The sequence below is a fragment of the Nocardia sp. NPDC056564 genome (genome assembly GCF_042793755.1).
In the GTDB taxonomy this organism is placed as follows: domain Bacteria; phylum Actinomycetota; class Actinomycetes; order Mycobacteriales; family Mycobacteriaceae; genus Nocardia.
The window spans coordinates 48,305-65,888 of record NZ_JBHTUR010000014.1 but is presented as its reverse complement, the minus strand read 5'-3'; the positions used below and the strand labels follow the sequence as shown (position 1 = coordinate 65,888).

Annotated in this window: 16 protein-coding genes; 10 read left to right on the top strand and 6 right to left on the bottom strand. The window is 68.6% G+C overall.

Going from position 1 to position 17,584, the window contains the following annotated elements; genetic code table 11:
* The first annotated feature begins 29 nt into the window (after nucleotides 1–29).
* Nucleotides 30–1,376, top strand: coding sequence for an AAA-associated domain-containing protein (locus ACFQ9K_RS29885; protein ID WP_378724418.1), 1,347 nt, complete (start codon nucleotides 30–32; stop codon nucleotides 1,374–1,376).
* 13 nt (nucleotides 1,377–1,389) lie between these two features.
* Here the strand turns inward: ACFQ9K_RS29885 and ACFQ9K_RS29880 are convergent, their stop codons facing one another.
* Nucleotides 1,390–3,366, bottom strand: a complete 1,977-nt coding sequence (locus tag ACFQ9K_RS29880) for an ATP-binding protein (protein ID WP_378724420.1) — start codon at nucleotides 3,364–3,366, stop codon at nucleotides 1,390–1,392.
* 47 nt (nucleotides 3,367–3,413) lie between these two features.
* The gene (locus ACFQ9K_RS29875) at nucleotides 3,414–6,443 is read right to left on the bottom strand and encodes a tetratricopeptide repeat protein (RefSeq protein WP_378724423.1); all 3,030 of its coding nucleotides are present in this window, start codon (nucleotides 6,441–6,443) and stop codon (nucleotides 3,414–3,416) included.
* 167 nt (nucleotides 6,444–6,610) lie between these two features.
* On the opposite strand from ACFQ9K_RS29875, the gene ACFQ9K_RS29870 reads away from it, so the two are divergent.
* From ACFQ9K_RS29870 to ligD, 5 genes are all read left to right on the top strand, one after another.
* Entirely contained in the window at nucleotides 6,611–6,844 is a 234-nt protein-coding gene (locus ACFQ9K_RS29870) for a hypothetical protein (protein ID WP_378724425.1), read from the top strand.
* 19 nt (nucleotides 6,845–6,863) lie between these two features.
* Nucleotides 6,864–7,964 carry an SPFH domain-containing protein gene (locus ACFQ9K_RS29865; RefSeq protein ID WP_378724427.1) on the top strand — a complete coding sequence of 367 codons (1,101 nt, stop codon included), beginning with the start codon at nucleotides 6,864–6,866 and terminating at the stop codon, nucleotides 7,962–7,964.
* A 40-nt stretch (nucleotides 7,965–8,004) separates the two neighbouring features.
* The gene (locus ACFQ9K_RS29860; protein WP_378724429.1) at nucleotides 8,005–8,403 is read left to right on the top strand and encodes a cold-shock protein; all 399 of its coding nucleotides are present in this window, start codon (nucleotides 8,005–8,007) and stop codon (nucleotides 8,401–8,403) included.
* A 126-nt stretch (nucleotides 8,404–8,529) separates the two neighbouring features.
* A complete protein-coding gene (locus ACFQ9K_RS29855; protein ID WP_378720134.1) occupies nucleotides 8,530–9,615 on the top strand; it encodes an ATP-dependent DNA ligase in 1,086 nt (361 codons plus the stop codon).
* The gene (gene ligD / locus ACFQ9K_RS29850) at nucleotides 9,612–10,613 is read left to right on the top strand and encodes a non-homologous end-joining DNA ligase (protein ID WP_378720066.1); all 1,002 of its coding nucleotides are present in this window, start codon (nucleotides 9,612–9,614) and stop codon (nucleotides 10,611–10,613) included. The genes ACFQ9K_RS29855 and ligD overlap by 4 nt, the downstream gene beginning before the upstream one ends.
* 5 nt (nucleotides 10,614–10,618) lie before the next feature.
* On the opposite strand, the gene ACFQ9K_RS29845 is transcribed toward ligD, so the two are convergent.
* The gene (locus tag ACFQ9K_RS29845; protein ID WP_378720067.1) at nucleotides 10,619–11,383 is read right to left on the bottom strand and encodes a hypothetical protein; all 765 of its coding nucleotides are present in this window, start codon (nucleotides 11,381–11,383) and stop codon (nucleotides 10,619–10,621) included.
* A 195-nt stretch (nucleotides 11,384–11,578) separates the two neighbouring features.
* Here ACFQ9K_RS29845 and ACFQ9K_RS29840 point away from each other — a divergent pair, with 195 nt between their 5' ends.
* Complete coding sequence (locus tag ACFQ9K_RS29840) at nucleotides 11,579–11,932, top strand: hypothetical protein (protein WP_378720069.1); 354 nt, start codon at nucleotides 11,579–11,581, stop codon at nucleotides 11,930–11,932.
* Between the two features lie 21 nt (nucleotides 11,933–11,953).
* Here the strand turns inward: ACFQ9K_RS29840 and ACFQ9K_RS29835 are convergent, their stop codons facing one another.
* The 3 genes from ACFQ9K_RS29835 to ACFQ9K_RS29825 all read right to left on the bottom strand — a co-directional run bounded on the left by ACFQ9K_RS29835 (nucleotide 11,954) and on the right by ACFQ9K_RS29825 (nucleotide 14,607).
* A complete protein-coding gene (locus ACFQ9K_RS29835; RefSeq protein ID WP_378720070.1) occupies nucleotides 11,954–12,655 on the bottom strand; it encodes a TetR/AcrR family transcriptional regulator in 702 nt (233 codons plus the stop codon).
* Complete coding sequence (locus ACFQ9K_RS29830; RefSeq protein ID WP_378720072.1) at nucleotides 12,639–13,784, bottom strand: acyl-CoA dehydrogenase family protein; 1,146 nt, start codon at nucleotides 13,782–13,784, stop codon at nucleotides 12,639–12,641. The genes ACFQ9K_RS29835 and ACFQ9K_RS29830 overlap by 17 nt, the downstream gene beginning before the upstream one ends.
* A gap of 133 nt (nucleotides 13,785–13,917) precedes the next feature.
* Complete coding sequence (locus ACFQ9K_RS29825; RefSeq protein ID WP_378720073.1) at nucleotides 13,918–14,607, bottom strand: TetR/AcrR family transcriptional regulator; 690 nt, start codon at nucleotides 14,605–14,607, stop codon at nucleotides 13,918–13,920.
* 218 nt (nucleotides 14,608–14,825) lie between these two features.
* Between ACFQ9K_RS29825 and ACFQ9K_RS29820 the strand changes: the two genes are divergently transcribed.
* The 3 genes from ACFQ9K_RS29820 to ACFQ9K_RS29810 are packed head-to-tail and all read left to right on the top strand — an operon-like array spanning nucleotide 14,826 to nucleotide 17,518.
* Entirely contained in the window at nucleotides 14,826–15,755 is a 930-nt protein-coding gene (locus ACFQ9K_RS29820) for an alpha/beta fold hydrolase (protein WP_378720074.1), read from the top strand.
* 27 nt (nucleotides 15,756–15,782) lie between these two features.
* Nucleotides 15,783–15,998, top strand: a complete 216-nt coding sequence (locus ACFQ9K_RS29815; protein ID WP_378720076.1) for a hypothetical protein — start codon at nucleotides 15,783–15,785, stop codon at nucleotides 15,996–15,998.
* Nucleotides 15,995–17,518 (top strand): hypothetical protein, encoded by a 1,524-nt coding sequence (locus ACFQ9K_RS29810; protein WP_378720078.1) that lies wholly within the window; start codon nucleotides 15,995–15,997, stop codon nucleotides 17,516–17,518. Before ACFQ9K_RS29815 ends, ACFQ9K_RS29810 begins: the two co-directional genes overlap by 4 nt.
* Nucleotides 17,519–17,584 lie beyond the last annotated feature (66 nt).

The window sequence follows — 17,584 nt, the reverse complement described above, 5'->3', positions numbered from 1 at the left end:
TTCTCCACTCGTTCGACGGGAGACCGATCATGACCGTGACCACCACCGAGGCCAACCGCGATGTGCTGCTGGACATCTCGGGAGTCGGCAAGCGATTCACCGGCGCGGCCGGCGACGAGCTACGGGTGCTCGACGGCATCGACCTGCAGCTGCGCAGCGGCGAGATCGTCGCGCTGCTCGGCCGTTCCGGCTCCGGCAAGTCCACCCTGCTGCGCATCATCGCCGGGCTCATCGCGCCGTCCGACGGCGAGGTCACCTACCGCGGCACCCCGCTCAACGGCAGCAATCCCGGTGCCGCGCTGGTGTTCCAGTCGTTCGCGCTGATGCCGTGGCTCACCGTGCAGGACAATGTCGAGCTCGGCCTCGCCGCGCGCAACGTGGCGCCGGCCGAGCGGAAGCAGCGCGCGCTGGCCGCCATCGACATGATCGGCCTCGACGGTTTCGAATCCGCCTATCCCAAGGAACTTTCCGGCGGCATGCGCCAGCGGGTCGGCTTCGCCCGCGCCCTGGTTCTGGAACCGGACCTGTTGCTGATGGATGAACCGTTCTCCGCGCTCGATGTGCTCACCGCGGAGAACCTGCGCACCGAACTCGTGAACCTGTGGGCCACCGACGGTTTCCCCACCAAGGCGATCTGCGTCGTCACGCACAACATCGAGGAGGCCGTGCAGCTGGCCGACCGGGTGCTCGTACTCGGCTCGAACCCCGGCCGCATCATCGCCGAAATCCCTGTCCCGCAAGCCCGTCCGCGCGATCGGCGGGCACCGTGGTTCGAGGCCATGGTCGACCAGATCTACGGACTGCTCACCGGCCGCGACGACGAACCCGTCGTCACCGAACCGGACAAGGCGACCCCCACCGCCCAGCCGCTGCCCGATGCCTCCGTCGGCGGCCTGGCCGGCCTCGTCGAACTCGTCTACACCACCGACGGCCGGGCCGACCTGCCCGACATCGCCGACGAACTCAACTTCGAGATCGACGACCTGCTCCCGCTCGTCGACGCCGCCGAGATGCTCGGCTTCATCACCGTCGAGGACGGCGACGTGCTGCTCACCGACATCGGCATCCGCTTCACCACCGCCGATATCCAGGAGAGCAAGCGCATCTTCGCCGAGCAGGCCCGCCACCGCGCACCGCTGGTCCGCACCATCTGCAAGGGTCTGGCCGGCAGCTCCGACGGAAGCCTGCGCGCCGGTTTCTTCCTCGACCTGCTACGCCGCGGCTTCGGCCCGGAAGACGCTCGGCGGCAACTGGATATCGCCATCGACTGGGGTCGCTATGCCGAGTTGTACGACTACGACACGGATTCCGACAAGATCACCGCGGATCCGGCGGCGCAGGTCTTCGACGGTGTTCGGGGGAAGTGGACGGCTTGATACGCTCCTCGGCCTACCCGCCGTCCCGGCACTCGAGCTGATGGCGGGCGAGCGATCCGCGCGCGTATTCGGCCGCCTCGGCGCCGGTGCTCTCGGTCGCTGCCGCGATGATCGCGCGGTGCGCGTCCGCCAGCCGGACGCCGGACCGGGCGACCTCGGTCGCCAGTGCCGGAAGCAGCGCGTTGTGGGCGATGCCCAATGATTCCCGCGCCGTGCCGGGTCGGCTGCGGGTGATCAGCGCGCCCAGGCTCACCGCGATGTCACGAATGCGGGCCGCACTCAGGTCCTCCTGAAACGACGACATCGCGCCGCACAGCAGCTCGAGCGGTAACACCGGGCCCGCCCCGGCGGCGACCAGCACGGCGAGCAGCGGACCGATCGCGCTCGCGACCTCGGTGATCGGTGTCGCCATCGCGTGCCGGACCCGCCGCGCGACAACGGCATTCAGCTCCATGTCGAACGGCTGCGCCGCCTCGGCGAGGGTCGCCTCGCTCTCGACCAGCAGCCGGGCCAGCAGCCAGCCACCCGCGTCGGCGCCGACGCCGGGTCGGTTCTCCGGCCCCAGAGTGACTACGTCGCCATCCCACGCCGCCGAACCGAACGGCGGCCGTACCCGGCCGGCCTGGACGATGGCCGCGAACTCGGCACCGGTCGGCGCGGCAAGGGCGATGCGGTGCATGTGCGCGAGCCCGGGATCGCGCTCCACGCCGGTTCCCTCCCGGATTCCGGCGATGACCCGCACGTGCCCGAGGTCGTCGCGAGAGGTCAGGATTCGGATCGCGGTGACCAATAGCCACCTGCTGCCTTCCTCGGGCTGGTCCAGGCCATCGACCACGATGGTGACCCGGGTTCCCGGCCGGCGCACCTGCGCCAGCGGCAGGCAGACCTCGAGATCGAAGACATCGCCTTCCCTGCCCTCGGCGTCGGCGCGCTGCCGGACCGCGGCACGGGCGTCGGCGAAGCCGGGCAACCGGTCGCACAGTTGCGCCGCCAGCTCGGCGGCGACCGTCTCGATGGCACTGTGCGCGGTGAGAAAGATTGCCGCCGTGACATATTCGGGTGAGATCGGCACCCCGTCGGACAAACTCGGACGAATCAGCAACGCCATCAACGTCGATTTCCCGGAACCCGCGGGGCCGACGACCGCTCGAAGCCGATGCCCACCCGACTCCACGATGTCGGTCAGACGTTCCCTGATGGTGTCGGTGAGCAGCAGACTCCGCGTGAGCTGATCCACCAGCCCCGCCGCCGGACGGCCGGTCAACGCGTCCCGCCGGCGGGCATTGTTCGGCACCAACCAGAGGCCGGGATCGCTGCCGGGAGCGGTCGAGAGCACGCCCGCCGTGAACGACAGATGCTGCGGGAATTGATACCGGCACGTGTGTGCGATCGGTGCGATCAGATCCCCGGGCAGCAGATTCTCCCCCCGCAACGGCAACCCGCGCTCGAACGTCTCGAGCAGGGTCCGGGTAAAACACCCCCCGAACGCCGCATCCTCGTCCGCGGCGACCAGCATCTCCATTCGCCCGTACGACCGGGCGAGCAGATCCGCCCACCGCCGCGCCGCCCCCTGCACCCCCTGCCCCGTCTCACACGCATCGATCAGCACGATCAGCCCATCCAGTGCCGACGTGCCGATCCGCTCCCGAATCCCCTGCGCCAAGTGAAACGCATTCTGCGAGTTGGGCACCGCAGGCGAATCATGCGCCAGCAGAAAGAAATCCCCATCCCCGATCGCCGCACCGTGCCCCACGAACGCGACCAGCAGCGTGGCCTGCTGCGCCGAGGCCGTCGCAAACGCCTCGTCGATCGCCTTGACCAATTGCGCCGCGGTCGGATTGACCACCGCCCCCGCCGCTCCCGTAGCCGCTCCCCACTCCCCCGCCCCGCGCAGCTGCCCCTCCAACTCGACCGCCAGCTCCCCGGCGAACCCCAACTCCCCCAACGCCGCACACTCCGACCCCACCACCAGCGCCAGCCGTCCTCCCATGCAAGCACGATACCCGCGTCCCTCATGACGAACCTGCGCGCGAATACCTACTTGACCAGTTGGGCTCGCCAGTGGGCGAGGGTGGATTGGGTGCGGATGGTGGCGGAGTGGGTGGGGCCGAGGGCGCGGAGTTCGGCTACCAGGAGGACTTCCAGGTCGGCTATGGCGCCGGGGAGGTCGCCGTTTTCGGCCTGGCGGGAGGCCAGGTCGTTGCGGGTGGCGAAGGTGTCGGGGTGGTCGGGGCCGAGGACGCGGAGGCGGTCGGCGAGGAGTTGTTCGAGTTCGGCGATGGCGTCGGCGAGGTTGCCGGTGTCGGCGTGATAGGCGGCGAGAGTGCTTCGGGTGGTGAGGGTGTCGGGGTGGTCGGGGCCGAGCACCCGGAGGCGGTCGGTGAGCAGGTGGGTGAATTCGGTTGCGGCGCCGGCCAGGTCGCCGCTGCGGGCACGGAAGGCGGCCAGGCTGTTGCGGGCGGCGAGGGTGGAGGGGTGGTCGGGGCCGAAGATGCGCAGGTTGTCGGCGAGCAGTTGTTCGAATTCGGTTCTGGCGCTGGCGACATCGCCGTTCTCGCCGTGCCAGTAGGCGAGGCTGTTGCGGGTGCGCAGGGTCTGCGGATCGTCGGCGCCGAGAACACGCGTGCGATCCAGGCGTAGCTGTTCGAAATCCGCGATGGCACCGGGTAGGTCGCCGAGATCGGCCCGGTTGGACGCCAGATCGTTTCGGGTGCGCAGGGTGTCGGGCGCGTCGGGTCCGAGCAGGCGGCGCTGGTCGGCGAACAGGCGCTTGTAGTCGGCGCGCGCGCCGATGTAGTCACCGCAGCGGGCCCGGCAGGTGGCCAGATTCGTCCGCGTGCCAAGGGTTTTCGGGTGATCGGGGCCGAGCACGCGCAGCCGGTCGGCGAGCAGCAGTTCGAAGGCCGAGATCGCACCGATCAGATCGCCACTCTCGGCGCGGTGGTAGGCCTCGCGGCTGCGCGTGGTCAACGTATCGGGATGGTCGGGACCGAGGGTCTCGACGAAGGCGGGCACCCAGGCCGCCCAGAGGTCGCGGTTATCGGCGGATCGGGTGGTCTGCAACAGCTCCAGGAAGTGCAGGGCGCTGGCCGAGTCCCGATACGCGAGACAGTGGCGCACAGCGGATCCGCGGGCATAGTCGGCCGCACGATCACTCGGGCTCTGCTTGATCGCGGTCACGATCGCCCGATGCGCGTCCTCCAGCTCCACACCGAGCTTGCGGCATTCGGCGCGCAGACCGGGCAGCAACGCGCCGTGCGTCACGCCGAGCGACTCGCGCGGCGTGCCGGGCCTGCTCCGCGTGACCAACGCCCCCAAAGCGACTGTCATATCCCGGATTCGGGCGATGTGCAGATCGAACCCGCGCGCCGTCAACGCGGCATCGAGCAGCTCGATCGGCAGCACCGGACCGACCCCGGCGGCGACCATGATGCTGAGGAACGTGCCTGTCGCACAGGCCGTTTCGGCGTACATCCCGCGCGAGGCCGCGTCGACCCGCAGGGCGACGATCCGATCCAGCCCGATCCCCTCGGCCACCGCACCGTCGGTGATGCTCGACGCCACCTCGAGCAGCATCTTGGCCAGCAGCCAGCCGCCGGAGACGACGTGGGATCCCTCGACGTCCGTTGGTGTCTGGCTCAGCAGCGACTGGATCCAGTTCACCCAGTCCGCCGGATCCGAGGGCGCACCGCTGCCCCGCGCGGAACCGACCGCGGTGGCGATGTCGTCGGCGGCCGGCTCACCCACCTCGATCCGGTACATGTGCGCGAGCGCGGGCGCGTCCTCGACCCCGGTGCCGTCCCGGATGCCGACGATGACCCGCACGTGCCGCAGATCATCCCGCCTGGTCAGGTCAGCGATCGCCGAGACAAGCAACCGCCGCGTGCCCTCCTGCGGCTGGTTCAATCCGTCGAGCACGAGCGTCACCCGGCGCCCCGAGGTGGACAACCGCGCCAGCGGATGCCGCACCGACAGGTCGAAGATGTCGAACTCGTCCCTGGCTCGATGCGCGTGCACCGCCTGCGCCGCCTCGGCGAAACCCGGCAACCGGGCGCTCAGCTGCGCGGCCAGTTCGGCCGCGACCGCCTCGATCGAGCTGGCGGCGGTGAGAAACACTGCCGCGGTGATGTATTCGGGGGTCACCGACAACCCCTCCACCAGACTCGGCCGGATCAGCATGGCCAGCAGGGTCGATTTACCCGCGCCGGCCGGCCCGATCACCACCCGCAGCCGATTGCCGCCCGCATCCACGATCGCGTCGAGATGCTCACGCACATCCGGCGTCACGAGCAGCCCGCGGGTCAGCTGATCGACGAATCCCGCGGCGGAGCGCCCACTGACGGCATCGCGATGCCGCGCGGTATTCGGCACCAGCCACAGGCCCGGGTCCGCGCCGTGCGCCGCCGACACCGCGCCCGAGGTGAACGAAAGATATTGCGGCTGTTGATGAACGCATTCCCCGGCGATCGGATCGACCAGGTCCGCGGGCAGCAGGTTCTCCCCGCGCAACGGCAACCCACCGTCGAAGGTGGACAGCAGGGTCCGGGTGAAGCACCCGGAGAACGCGGGCCCGTCCCCCGCCGCGACCAGCATCTCCATCCGACCCGCCGACTGCGCGAGCAGATCGGTCCACCGCCGCGCCGCGCCGATCACCCCCTGCCCGGTCTCACAGGCGTCCACCAGCACCACCAAACCGTCGACGGCCGACTGGTTCAGCCGCTCCCTGATCTCCTGGGTGAGATGAAACGCGTTGTGCGAGTTCGGCACTGCGGGCGAGTCGTGCCCGAGCAGATAGAAGTCCTCCGGGCTGGTCGCGACCCCGTGCCCGATGAACGCCAGCAGCAGCGTCGCCTGCCGCTGCCCGGCCGCCTCGAAGGCCTCGTCCACCGCCGTGACCAGCTGCGCCGCAGTCGGATTCAACACCGGGCCGTCCGCCTCGGTCGCGGATCGCCACCCGCCCGCCTCGGTCAGGCTCCCGTACAACCCCGTCGCGAGTTCGCCGGTGAACCCCAGTTCCCCCAGCGCCACACACTCGGACCCGACCACCAAAGCGAGTCGTCCTCCCATGCAAGCAACATACCCGTGGGCTATGCCAGCAGATCACACACCCGCAACCTGGGCGTTCCGGCTTACCAACGATTGCGTCACCGGCACCGACGCCGGTTCGATACCGAATGGTGCTGTGCGAGACGTAGTGTGGCGGGCCTGGACCCGAGCGGAAGGAGATCCGCGTCATGAGCGACCCCGTGGTCGGTTCGACAGGTACGCTCACATCGCCGATCCGAGGAGCGGGGATGCTCGGGGAGGTCCTGGTGGCAATTCGAGGGGGGACGGAGCTGTACATCGCACGTGCCGTCGAAGCGATTCCGGCAGGGACAACAGTGCTGGTCATCGGCGTCGATCCGGGACGCATCGCCGACGTGGTGCCCCGGATCGCGCTGCCGTCGACCGCGGCCGAAACCATTTGAAACAGTAAGGGAGACAACCGTGCTGGGTTATCACGTACCCGACCCGGACGAGGCGATGCTGATCAGCGGCGCCAAGAGCAAGGACAACGCGCCGTTCAAGGTGGTGATCGGGCGCGGCAGCTGGGTGGTCCCGCTGTTCCGCAAGGTCAGCTACCTGTCGCTGGCCATGTTCGAGGCCGAGATCAAGGAGCGCTGCGTCACCAAGCAGGCGATTCAGCTCGAGGTTCGGGCGGTGATCGCGTTCAAGGTCGCCAACGACACCACCTCGATCGTCAATGCCGCGCAGCGCTTCCTGTCCGAGCAGGAACGGGAGATGTCGGTGCTCACCGGGCGCATCTTCTCCGGTCACCTGCGCTCGATCGTCGGCTCGATGACGGTCGAGGAGATCATCCGGGAACGCCAGAAGCTGGCCGACGAGGTGCTGGTCGCCTCGAAGGTGGAGATGGGCAATATCGGGCTCTGGGTGGACTCCTTCCAGATCCAGTCCATCGACGACGGCAATCTCGGATACATCCAGGCGCTCGCCGCGCCGCACAACGCGACCGTGCAACGCGACGCGCAGATCGCCCAGTCGCAGGCGGCGCAGCTGTCCGCACAGGCCGAGCAGGAGTCGCTGCGCAGGCAGGCGGAGTATCAGCGGGAGACCGCGATCCTGCGCGCGCAGTATCAGCGCGACATCGACAAGGCGAATGCCGAAGCGGCACAGGCGGGTCCGCTCGCCGAGGCGATGGCGTTGCAGGAGGTGCTGACCGCGCAGGCCGAGCAGGCCCGCAAGACCGCGGAGCTGCGCGAGCAGCAGCTGCAGACCGAAGTGGTGAAACCCGCTCAGGCAGAAGCGGAACGGGTGCGCATCCTGGCCGAGGCAGAGGCAGACCGGACCAGGATCCAGGCCGCCGCGGCCGCGTCGAACAACCGGATCGCGTTGGACCAGTTGTTGATCGAACAACTTCCGGAAATCGTCAAGCAGGCCTCGAACGGACTGGCGGGTGCGAATCTGACCGTGCTCAACGGGCCGGACGGAGTGAGCGAACTCGTCAACGGAATGGTCGGGCAGGGACTCACCGTTTTCAATTCACTGCAAAAGGCGCTTTCGTCCAACGACAACGAAAACGCGGGCTAAGGTGACCGGGTAGTGACGGCGCGGCGAGGAGCGGGTGTTGGTGTCCATCGGGAAATTGGTGTCGTTCGACAGCTCTCGGGGATTCGGGTTCATTCGACCGGAGGACGGCGGGCCGGACGTATTCGTGCACGTCAACGACATCGGCCTGGATGAAGACGAGTTGCGCCAGGGCAGGGTGTTCGAATTCGACATGACGGAGGGTGATCGCGGGCCGAAGGCGGTGAATCTGAGCGTGGTCGGCAGTCAGCCCGCCCCGCCGCAGGCCCCGCACAAGTCCAAGCATCGGGCGAACTCCGGCCAGCTCACCGCCGCCGAACACAAACGCCTGATCACCGAGCTACTCCTCGACGCGAGCCCGGCGCTGACCGCGGGCGAGATCCTCACCATCCGCGATCGGCTCACCGTCTTCGCCGAGCAACACGGCTGGCTGGACGCCTGAGCGATCCTCGTCGCGCCGCATCCGCCAGGTTGTCGGATGCGGCGCTTACGATCATCGGCGAGTACCGATGAGTTCTGCGCGGTCAGGCCGTCGGTACCGGTGAGAACCGAATCCGAGGAGGATCGCGTGGACCTACCGGTGATGCCGCCCGTCAAACCGATGCTGGCCAAAACCACGTCCGGGGTGCCACACGAGGCCGGGCTGAGTTACGAGCCCAAATGGGACGGATTCCGCTGCATCGTCTTCCGCGACGGGGACGAGGTCGAGCTCGGCTCGCGCAATGACCGGCCGTTGACCAGGTACTTTCCCGAGGTCGCCGAGTTGCTGAAGCAGGCGCTGCCGCAGCGGTGCGTGGTGGACGGCGAGATCGTCATCGTCACCGACGAGGGCCTGGACTTCGACACCCTGCAGAACCGGCTGCATCCGGCCGCCTCCCGGGTGAACAAGCTGGCCGTGGAGACGCCGGCCAGCTTCGTCGCCTTCGATCTGCTCGCCCTCGGCGACAAGGACCTGACCGAGGAGCCGTTCGCCGAACGCAGGCGGCTGCTGGAGACCATCCTGGACACCGAGCTGGCGCGCGTGCATCTCACCCCGATCACCAAGGATCCCGCGGTCGCCGAGGACTGGTTCACCCGGTTCGAGGGCGCCGGCTTCGACGGGGTCATGGTCAAGGCCGACGACCTGGCCTATCTCCAGGACAAGCGCGTCATGCTCAAGGTCAAACACGAACGCACCGCCGACTGCGTGGTCGCCGGATTCCGCTGGCACAAGGACGGCGAGGGCGTCGGCTCACTGCTGCTCGGCCTGTTCGACGACGACGGCAGCCTGCACCACGTGGGCGTCGCGAGCAGCTTCACCGCGGCCCGGCGCAAGGAACTGGTCGACGAACTGGCCCCGCTGCGGGAGAACGCCCTGGAAAACCACCCGTGGCGCGAATGGGCCGACGCCGCGGCGCAGGCCAGGGCCGACGGCAAGATGCCGGGCGGGGTCAGCCGCTGGACCGGCGGCAAAGACCTGTCCTGGGAGGCGCTGCGCACCGAGCTGGTCGCGGAGGTGCGCTACGAACACGTGCAGTCCGGGCGGCTGCGCCACGGCGGCAGGCTGGTCCGCTTCCGCACCGACCGCACGCCGGAATCGTGTACCTATGCTCAGCTCGACGAGGCGCCGCCCGCGGAATTGAGCGCGATCTTCAGTGAGGCGAAGTCGAAGTGAGTCCTTCGGTCGATATCGAGGTGGACGGGCGCACCGTCGCCATCAGCAATCCCGACAAGGTGTATTTCACCAAGCGCGGCGATACGAAACTCGATCTGGTGCATTACTACCAGGCGGTCGCCGAACCGTTCCTGAATGTGGTCGGCGGCAGGCCGCTGCTGTTGGAACGGTATCCCGACGGCGCCTCCGGAAAGTCCTGGTTCCAGAAGCGGGTGCCGAAATCCGCGCCGGACTGGCTGCACACCGTCGAGGTATCCACGCCGAACGGCACCACCGCGGACGCGCTCGTCGCGCACGATCTCGCGCATATCCTGTGGGCAGTCAACCAGGGCTGCTTGGGTTTTCATGTGTGGCCGAACCGGGCGGACAACCTGAAGATCGCCGACGAGCTGCGCATCGACCTCGATCCCTCCCCCGGCATCACCTTCGACGACCTCAAGCACGCCGCCGTGCTCACCCGAGAACTGTTCGCCGAGTTGGGCATCGAGTCCAGGATCAAGACCTCGGGTTCGCGCGGTTTGCACATTTACGTTGCGCTGGAACCGAACTGGGACGGCTACCAGGTGCGCGCCGCGTCGGTTGCGCTGGCCAGGGAGCTGGAACGCCGGCATCCCGAGCAGATCACCGCGCAGTGGTGGAAGGAAGAGCGCGGCAACCGCGTGTTCGTCGACTTCAACCAAAACGCGCCGCACAAAACGGTTTTCGGCGCGTGGTGCGTGCGGCCGAAGGTCGGCGCCCAGGTGTCGACGCCGATCGACTGGTCGGAATTGGACACCGTCGTGCCGGACGAACTGACCATCGCCACCGTGCCCGCCCGGCTGGCCGAGCTGGGTGACCCGTGGGCCGATCGCGCGCCGCAGTCGATCGCGCCGCTGCTGGAGATGTCGGAACGCGATATGGCCGCGGGCCTGATGGACGCGCCGTGGCCGCCGCAATATCCGAAGATGCCGAACGAGCCGCCGCGCGTTCAGCCGAGCAGAGCCAAGAAGGAGGAGTAGCGCGACTACTCCGTCCATAACACCCAGGTGCCGCTGCGGCCCGCGCTCTCGCAGACCAGCGCGCGGCCGTCCGCGGTGCGGCCGGTTTTCGCCGCGCTCCCATCGCATTTCGCGCCGGCCTGTTGGACCACGGTGGACACCGTATACGGGCCGGCCCACTGGTAGGTGCCGGAGCTGAGTAAGCAGATGAGCGTGGTTCCGTCCGCGGCGGTGCCGATCTGCCCGACCTGCCCCTCGGTACACGCCGCACCCTTTTTCAGGTTGCTTTGACTCGTCGTCGGCGGGCTCGCCGTGGTGGTCACCACCGCGCTCGGCGCCGCCGGGGCGGTCGGCTGGGGCACCTGATCCGCGGTCGACTGCGCCGTGAGACTCGCCGCGGGTTTGTCCGCGCGAGTCAGCGAGTCGGGCAACATGTTTCCGGATACCACCACCAGCCCGGCCAGCGCCGTCACCTCCGCGACCCCGATCAGCAGCGCGAACATCGCCATCACCCGTCCGCGCGGGTGGGAGAACGCGATGAAGCCGAAAACGATGGCGACCGGAAACAATCCGATCAATGCCGCCACCAACGCGACAATCGCGTACGGATTCACGATCGGCGGAATCTCCACCCGCAACCGGCCGGTCCGCCGCCGGCTGGGCGCCGGTTCCGCCCAGCGTTCCTCGGGCTCCGGCTCGACCCACTGTTCCTCGTCGCCCGCCGCCGGCCACCGATCGTCCGGCTGCGCCGCAGGCCAACGTTCATTTTCACGGCGATCCGCCCGTGCCATGCCAGGTCCCTCTCCACACCAAACCACCGTGCAGGAACCTCGGACTGCCCGGACCCGCCCCGATATCCCGACCAACAATAGGGGCCGAACGGCGCGACATCATCTGAAACGTCCAATTACTAGCCGTTTTCCCCGTCGGAGGTTCATGCTGATCGGAAAGTGTCACTGATCTTGTGCTGACTCCTAGGAGGATCCATGTTCGGTAGCACCGACTCCGATGGCCGGGAAAATCGGCCCTGGCACGCTCAAGCCGGCGATCTGCTCGGCGACAATTACAACGTCCCCGGCCTCATTCTGTGCGCGCTCGGCATTGTCGCACTGGCCTGCACGCTCACCGCCGCGGGCTACGGCTTCAGCGACTGGACCCAGACCGGCGCGATCATCACCGCCGTGCTGTGGATTCTCGGGCTGGGCGCCCTGGTGGTCGAGCATCGGCGCGAGGAAGTGATCGAGCGGACCTACGGCAGGCGCGGCCACGCACCCGGCCATCGCCGGCCGGTGCGCTACAGCATGGAACCGGGCGACACCACACCGGACGCGCTCACCTAGTGCGCACGGACCGCCACCCGCTCAGGTGTGGCGGTCCACCTTCGGCAGCGACTCGGTGACCAGCGTCATCAGCATGTCGGCGAGCAGCTCGTGTACCTGCGGCCGGGTCAGCGTGCCGCGGGTGATCCATTCGCGCCCGGCCACTTTCACCAGACCGCCGTAGGCACGGACCATCGCGCGCAATGCCGCACTGCGTGCCGAATCGGCGAGGCCGACCATCAGCAGCAGCCGTTCGGCGGCCGCGTCGTCGGCCTGGTCGAGGATCTGCTGCACCTCGGGATCGTTGCCGACACCCTCGTGGCTGGTCACCTTCACCCAGGTGCTGCCGTGCTCGGCGATGGTGTCCAGCAGCCAGTGCACGCTCGCGTCCACCCGCTCGCGCTCGGTACCGGTGGGCACGATCATGTCGTCGAGCTTCGGCAGGGTGACCATCCGGCGCACCACCGCGAGGTAGAGGTCGCGCTTGTTGCCGAAGTAGTGGTTGATCAGCCCGCGGGCCACGCCGGCGCGCTGGGCCAGCTCGGCGGTCGAGACGGCCGCGTACGGGCGCTCACCGAACATGTCGATCGCGCACGCGAGGATCTGCGCCCGCCGCTCGTCGGGTTCGAGCCTGCGGCGCCGCACCACCGGGCCTGCGGCCTGCGGAGTGGGCGCGCCGATAACGGCGTCGTCGGGGTCCCGGCGAGCGGCGGGTTCGCTCGTCGTATCAGAGAGACCGGGCAATGAGATCCTTCATCACCTCGTTGCTACCCGCGAGGATGCGCAGGACGCGGGCGCCGGTATAAAGCTGCGAAATCGGATACTCCGTCATGTAGCCGTAGCCGCCGAACAGTTGCAGGCAGCGGTCAACCACGATACCCAGTTGGTCGGTGAGCCAGTATTTCGACATCGCCGCGGTGGGAATGTCCAGCTCGCCGCGCAGGTGCTTGACGATGCAGTCGTCGAGGAACGTCCGGCTGATCTTGGCGATGGTGGCGCACTCGGCCAGCTCGAACTTGGTGTTCTGCATGGCGAACAGCGGCTTGCCGAAGGCCTCGCGGCCCTTGGTGTAGTCGATGGTCAGCCGCACGGCCTGTTCCATCATGGCGACCGCGATGATCCCGGTGACCAGGCGTTCCTGGGCCAGCATCTGCATCATCTGATAGAAGCCCTGGCCCTCGGCTTCGCCGAGCAGGTTCGAGGCGGGCACCCGCAGTCCGTCGAAGAACAACTCGGCGGTGTCCTGGGCCTTGCCGCCGATCTTGTTCAGGATGCGGCCGCGCTTGAAGCCAGGGGTGTCGTCGGAGACGTCGGCGAAGATGAGCGAGACGCCGGACGCGCCCTTGGTCGGATCGGTCTTGGCGGCGATGATGATGCCGTCGCAGAGCCAGCCGTTGGTGATGAAGATCTTCGAGCCGGTGATGACGTACTCGTCGCCCTCGCGGACCGCGCGGGTCTTGATGTTCTGCAGATCGGAGCCGGTGCCGGGCTCGGTCATGCCGATCGAGAGGACCATCTCGCCGCTGGCCGCCTTGGGCAGCACGCGCCGCTTGAGTTCCGCGGAACCGAACTCCTTCAGGTACGGCGCGATGATCGAGCTGTGCACCGGCATGCCCATCGAGCCGTCGCCGGCCAGGGACTGCTCCTCGATGATCGCCGCCTCGTGCGCGAAAGTGCCGCCGCCCCCACCGAATTCGGTGGGTATCGCGGTACACAGCAGGCCGAGTTCACCCGCCCGGTTGTACAGCGCGCGATCGGGGTGGCCCTGCGCGACGAACTTCTCCTCGTGCGGGACCACCTCCTTCTCGAAGAACGCCCTGGCCAGGTCGCGGACCGCCTCGACCTCGTCGTCACTCCATGCGGCGCGTGCCATCATCGAATCCTTTGCTCGCAGCTCTCTCCCGGCGTCCGTGCCGGTCCTCGTCATCAGAGTGGCGCACTATTGGCAGAGTGTCAACAAGGCGGACATGCGTCGAACCGCCCGGCCCGATAAGCCCTGGCAGCGGTCAGCTTGCGGGTTGTCGCGCCTGATTGACGGCGGCGAGCGAGGTGAAGATCGGCGTCTCCGGATCGGCCGAGATGCCCTGCCTGCGCAGGAACCCGTCGATCAGACCCCAGACGAACTCGGTGGCCTGATCGACGAACTCGGCGGTGCGCGCCGGATGCGGCACCGCGGTGTCGGCCAGCCACAGGTCGGTGATCGAGACGACCACGCCGACCACCGCGCGCGAGAGGTAGTCGATGCCCGCGGTGTCGATCGGGATGGACTCGGCGATGTCGCGGGCCTGCCTGGCGAACCGATCCGACGCGGCCCGGCCGAGGTCGAACTGCAACACCGCTTTGTCGGACTGCTGGGTCACCTGCGCCTGGCCCAGAAAGCGAAAAACGTTGGGATGCTGCAGAATACTGTCGGCGTATCCGGTGAGCACCCGGCGCAGCGCGATCCGCGGCGGTTGCAACATGAGCGTCAGATCGTTGCCCGCGGCGGCCGCGGCGGCCTTGGCCATCCGGTTGCCGATCTCGGTGTAGAGATCCGCCTTGTCGGCGAACTGCCGATACAGGCGGGGCTTGGTGATGCCGGCCTCGCGGGCGATGTCGTCCATGCTCGGCCGCGGCCCGTCCCGGTCGATCACCCGGATCGCGGCGTCGACGATCTCCGCGCGGAAGGTCGTCGAACGGACGCTGGGACGGGGCACGACCGCAGCATACACGTACCGCTGGTACGGAAATTAGCGTGAGGTACGCCATAGTCTGGGGCGAGCTCTCCCGCATTCGCGAATTTCTTCGTACTGTCAGGAGCGGAAAACGTACTAGCGGTACGGGTCGAGCGTTCCAGCATTCCGCGCACGGTCGCGAGTGCCCGGCCGGCCAGCGCGTGACCGTCCGGCAGCCCGCACCCGAACGAGGCAAGAACATGACCAACCAGCTCGACACCGATACGCCCCGCCCGGATCGGCAGTGGACGGTGACCGCCGACGGCACCGAACTCGCCGTCTACGAATGGGGCAACCCCGCCGCCGCGCCCCTGGTCCTGGTGCACGGCCTCACCGACACCCATCGCGTGTGGGCCACGGTCGCCGCGCTGCTGTCCGACGGGTTCCGGGTGATCACCTACGACGTGCGCGGCCATGGCCGTTCGGCCACTCCCGCGCTGCTCGCGGACTTCCGGCTCGACCGGCTCGCCGCCGACTTCTTCGCGGTGATCGACGCGGCCAGCCCGAATCGCCCGGTGCACACCTGCGGGCACGGCTGGGGCGCGGTGCAACTGTGGGAGGCGGTGTGCGATCCGCGGGCGAACACCCGGGTCGCCTCGTTCACCGCGATTTCCGGGCCGAACCTCGATCATCTCGGCCTGTGGCTGCGGGCCGTCGCGCCGCACGCCAAACTGCGCGCGGGCGATCTCGACTGGTGGGCGAGCGGGGTGCGCGCGACGCTGCGCCCGATTCCGGTGGCGCGCAGGCTCTACCCGCCGCGGGTGCGCACGCTGGTGGTGGAACGACTCGGCGGCCTCTCGCCCGTGCCCGCGCGGATCGCGCGCACCTGGCGCACGGATCTGCTCGCCGGCGGGCGAATCGCCCAGGCCAACCTGCTGCACCATCTGCGCAAGCCGCGGGTTCGGCGCACCGCGGTGCCGGTGCAGTTGCTCGTCGACACGACCGACCCGTTCGTGCCCGCCGCCATCTACGACACCTCCACCCGCTGGGTGGACCGGCTGTGGCGCTGTGCCGTACCGGCCGATCACTGGCTGCCGGTCACCGAGCCGCTGCTGGTCGCCGAGGCGATCGCCAACTTCGTCGACGACATGCGCGCCGACCACGCCGCGATCACCCCGCGCAGCAGCTGACCTCACCTTCATCGATACGGAGATCCCATGCCGGACGCAGCCCAGCCGCTGATCCGCACCCTCGGCGCACCCCTGCCCGACGAATTCGACCGGCTCACCGACTCCGACCTCGCCGAGCTCGACCGCCTGCTGCGCCACGCCGTGACTGCCCGCGGCGAACGACTCGGCGCGGCGGTCGAATCCTCGCTCCAGCTCATCCCCCGGCTGCTGCGCCCGACGGTGAAGCGAGCGTTGGGGCTGTGAGCACACGACTGATGGCCAGAGCGGAGACCATCAAACTCGCTCGCCTGCTCGACCTTTCCGATCCCGCCGCGCTCGACTTCCTGGACGGCCTTTCGCCGGAGGCGATTCGGAGCTTTCGCGAACGCGCGACCGATCTGCTGTTCGACCGCGACGCCGCCCGGATGAAACGCGTTGCCGCGGCGACGAAGCTGGTGCCGACCGCGATCAGCGCCAAGGCAGCCGAGCGTGCGTTCGGCCCGGTCCTGTGCGCGGCCGTCGCGGGTTCGGTCGAACCGTCCCGTGCGGTCGACATCGCCAAGGCATTACCCGCCCGGTTCCTCGCCGAGACCGCGATCCAGCTCGACCCGCGCCGGACCGCCGACATCATCGCCGCGGTGCCCGCGACGCTGGTCGTCGAGGTGGCGCGAGAACTGTTGCGCCAGAACGACCATGTGACGATGAGCCGTTTCGTCGGCGTGGTCCCGGAGAAATCGATGCGGGCCGCGGTGCCGGTGCTCGGCGACGCGGACCTGCTGCGCGTCGGCTTTCTCATGGAAGACAAATCCGCGCTGGACCGGCTGCTGGCACTGGTCACCGACCGGCTCGCCGGGGTCATCCGCACCGCGCACGAAGAAGACCTCTGGGCCGAGGGAATCGACCTGCTCGACAGCGTCGGCCACGAGAACCGCGCCGCCCTGGGCGATATCGCGGCCGGGCTCGGCGGCGAGGTGCTCGACGGCCTCATCGAGGCGGTCCGCACGCTCGACGCCTGGGATTCCCTGCTGCCGGTGACCAGCGCGATGAACGCGGACAGCCTGCGCGTCTTCGCCGAACGGCCTGCGGTACAGGAGGAATCGGTGCTCGCCTCGATCATGAATGCCGCGCTGAACAAGGGGTTCTGGCTCGATCTGCTGCCGCTGGTCGTGCATCTGCGGCCGGCGCAGCTGTCCATTCTGGCCGCCCGGCTGGCGGACAAGTCCGACGAGGAACTCGGTGAACTTGTCGCCCAGGCGGATACGGCGGGCCTGTGGGATTCCATGCTGCCGATCGCGCTCGCCATGACCGACACCGATCGCCGCCGCATGGCCGGCCTGCCGATCATGCGGAATCCCGACGTGCTGCGCGCGGTGATCGACACCACCGCCGAGCACGAACTCTGGTCGCAGGCACTGCCTTTGGTGGACGCGCTGCCCGCGTCCGCGACGCCGATCCTCGCGTCGTGCATCGGCGAACTCGGCCGGGAGCAGCTGCTGGCCGCGGTGCTCGCCGCCGCGCGCAGCGACACCATCGACACCCTGGTCGATATCGCGCTCGCGCAGGATCCCGCGGGCCGGGCGCGGGTGCTCGATCTCATCGACGGGATGGACGATCTCGACGAGTTCCTCGCGGCATTGACCCCGGACACCCCAGATGTGGTGTGGCAGGGGCTGATCGAGGTGCGCGCCGAGATACCCGAATCCCTGCGCACCCGGCTCGCCGACCGCGCGGACACCTGCGGCCGCACCGCCGCGGCCGCCGGGCTGCGCGCGGATCCCGCCTGACTCGAACGCCGGGCGACGCCCGCGCCGAGGTGATACTTTCGCCCCATGATGGGACCGGCTGGTCAG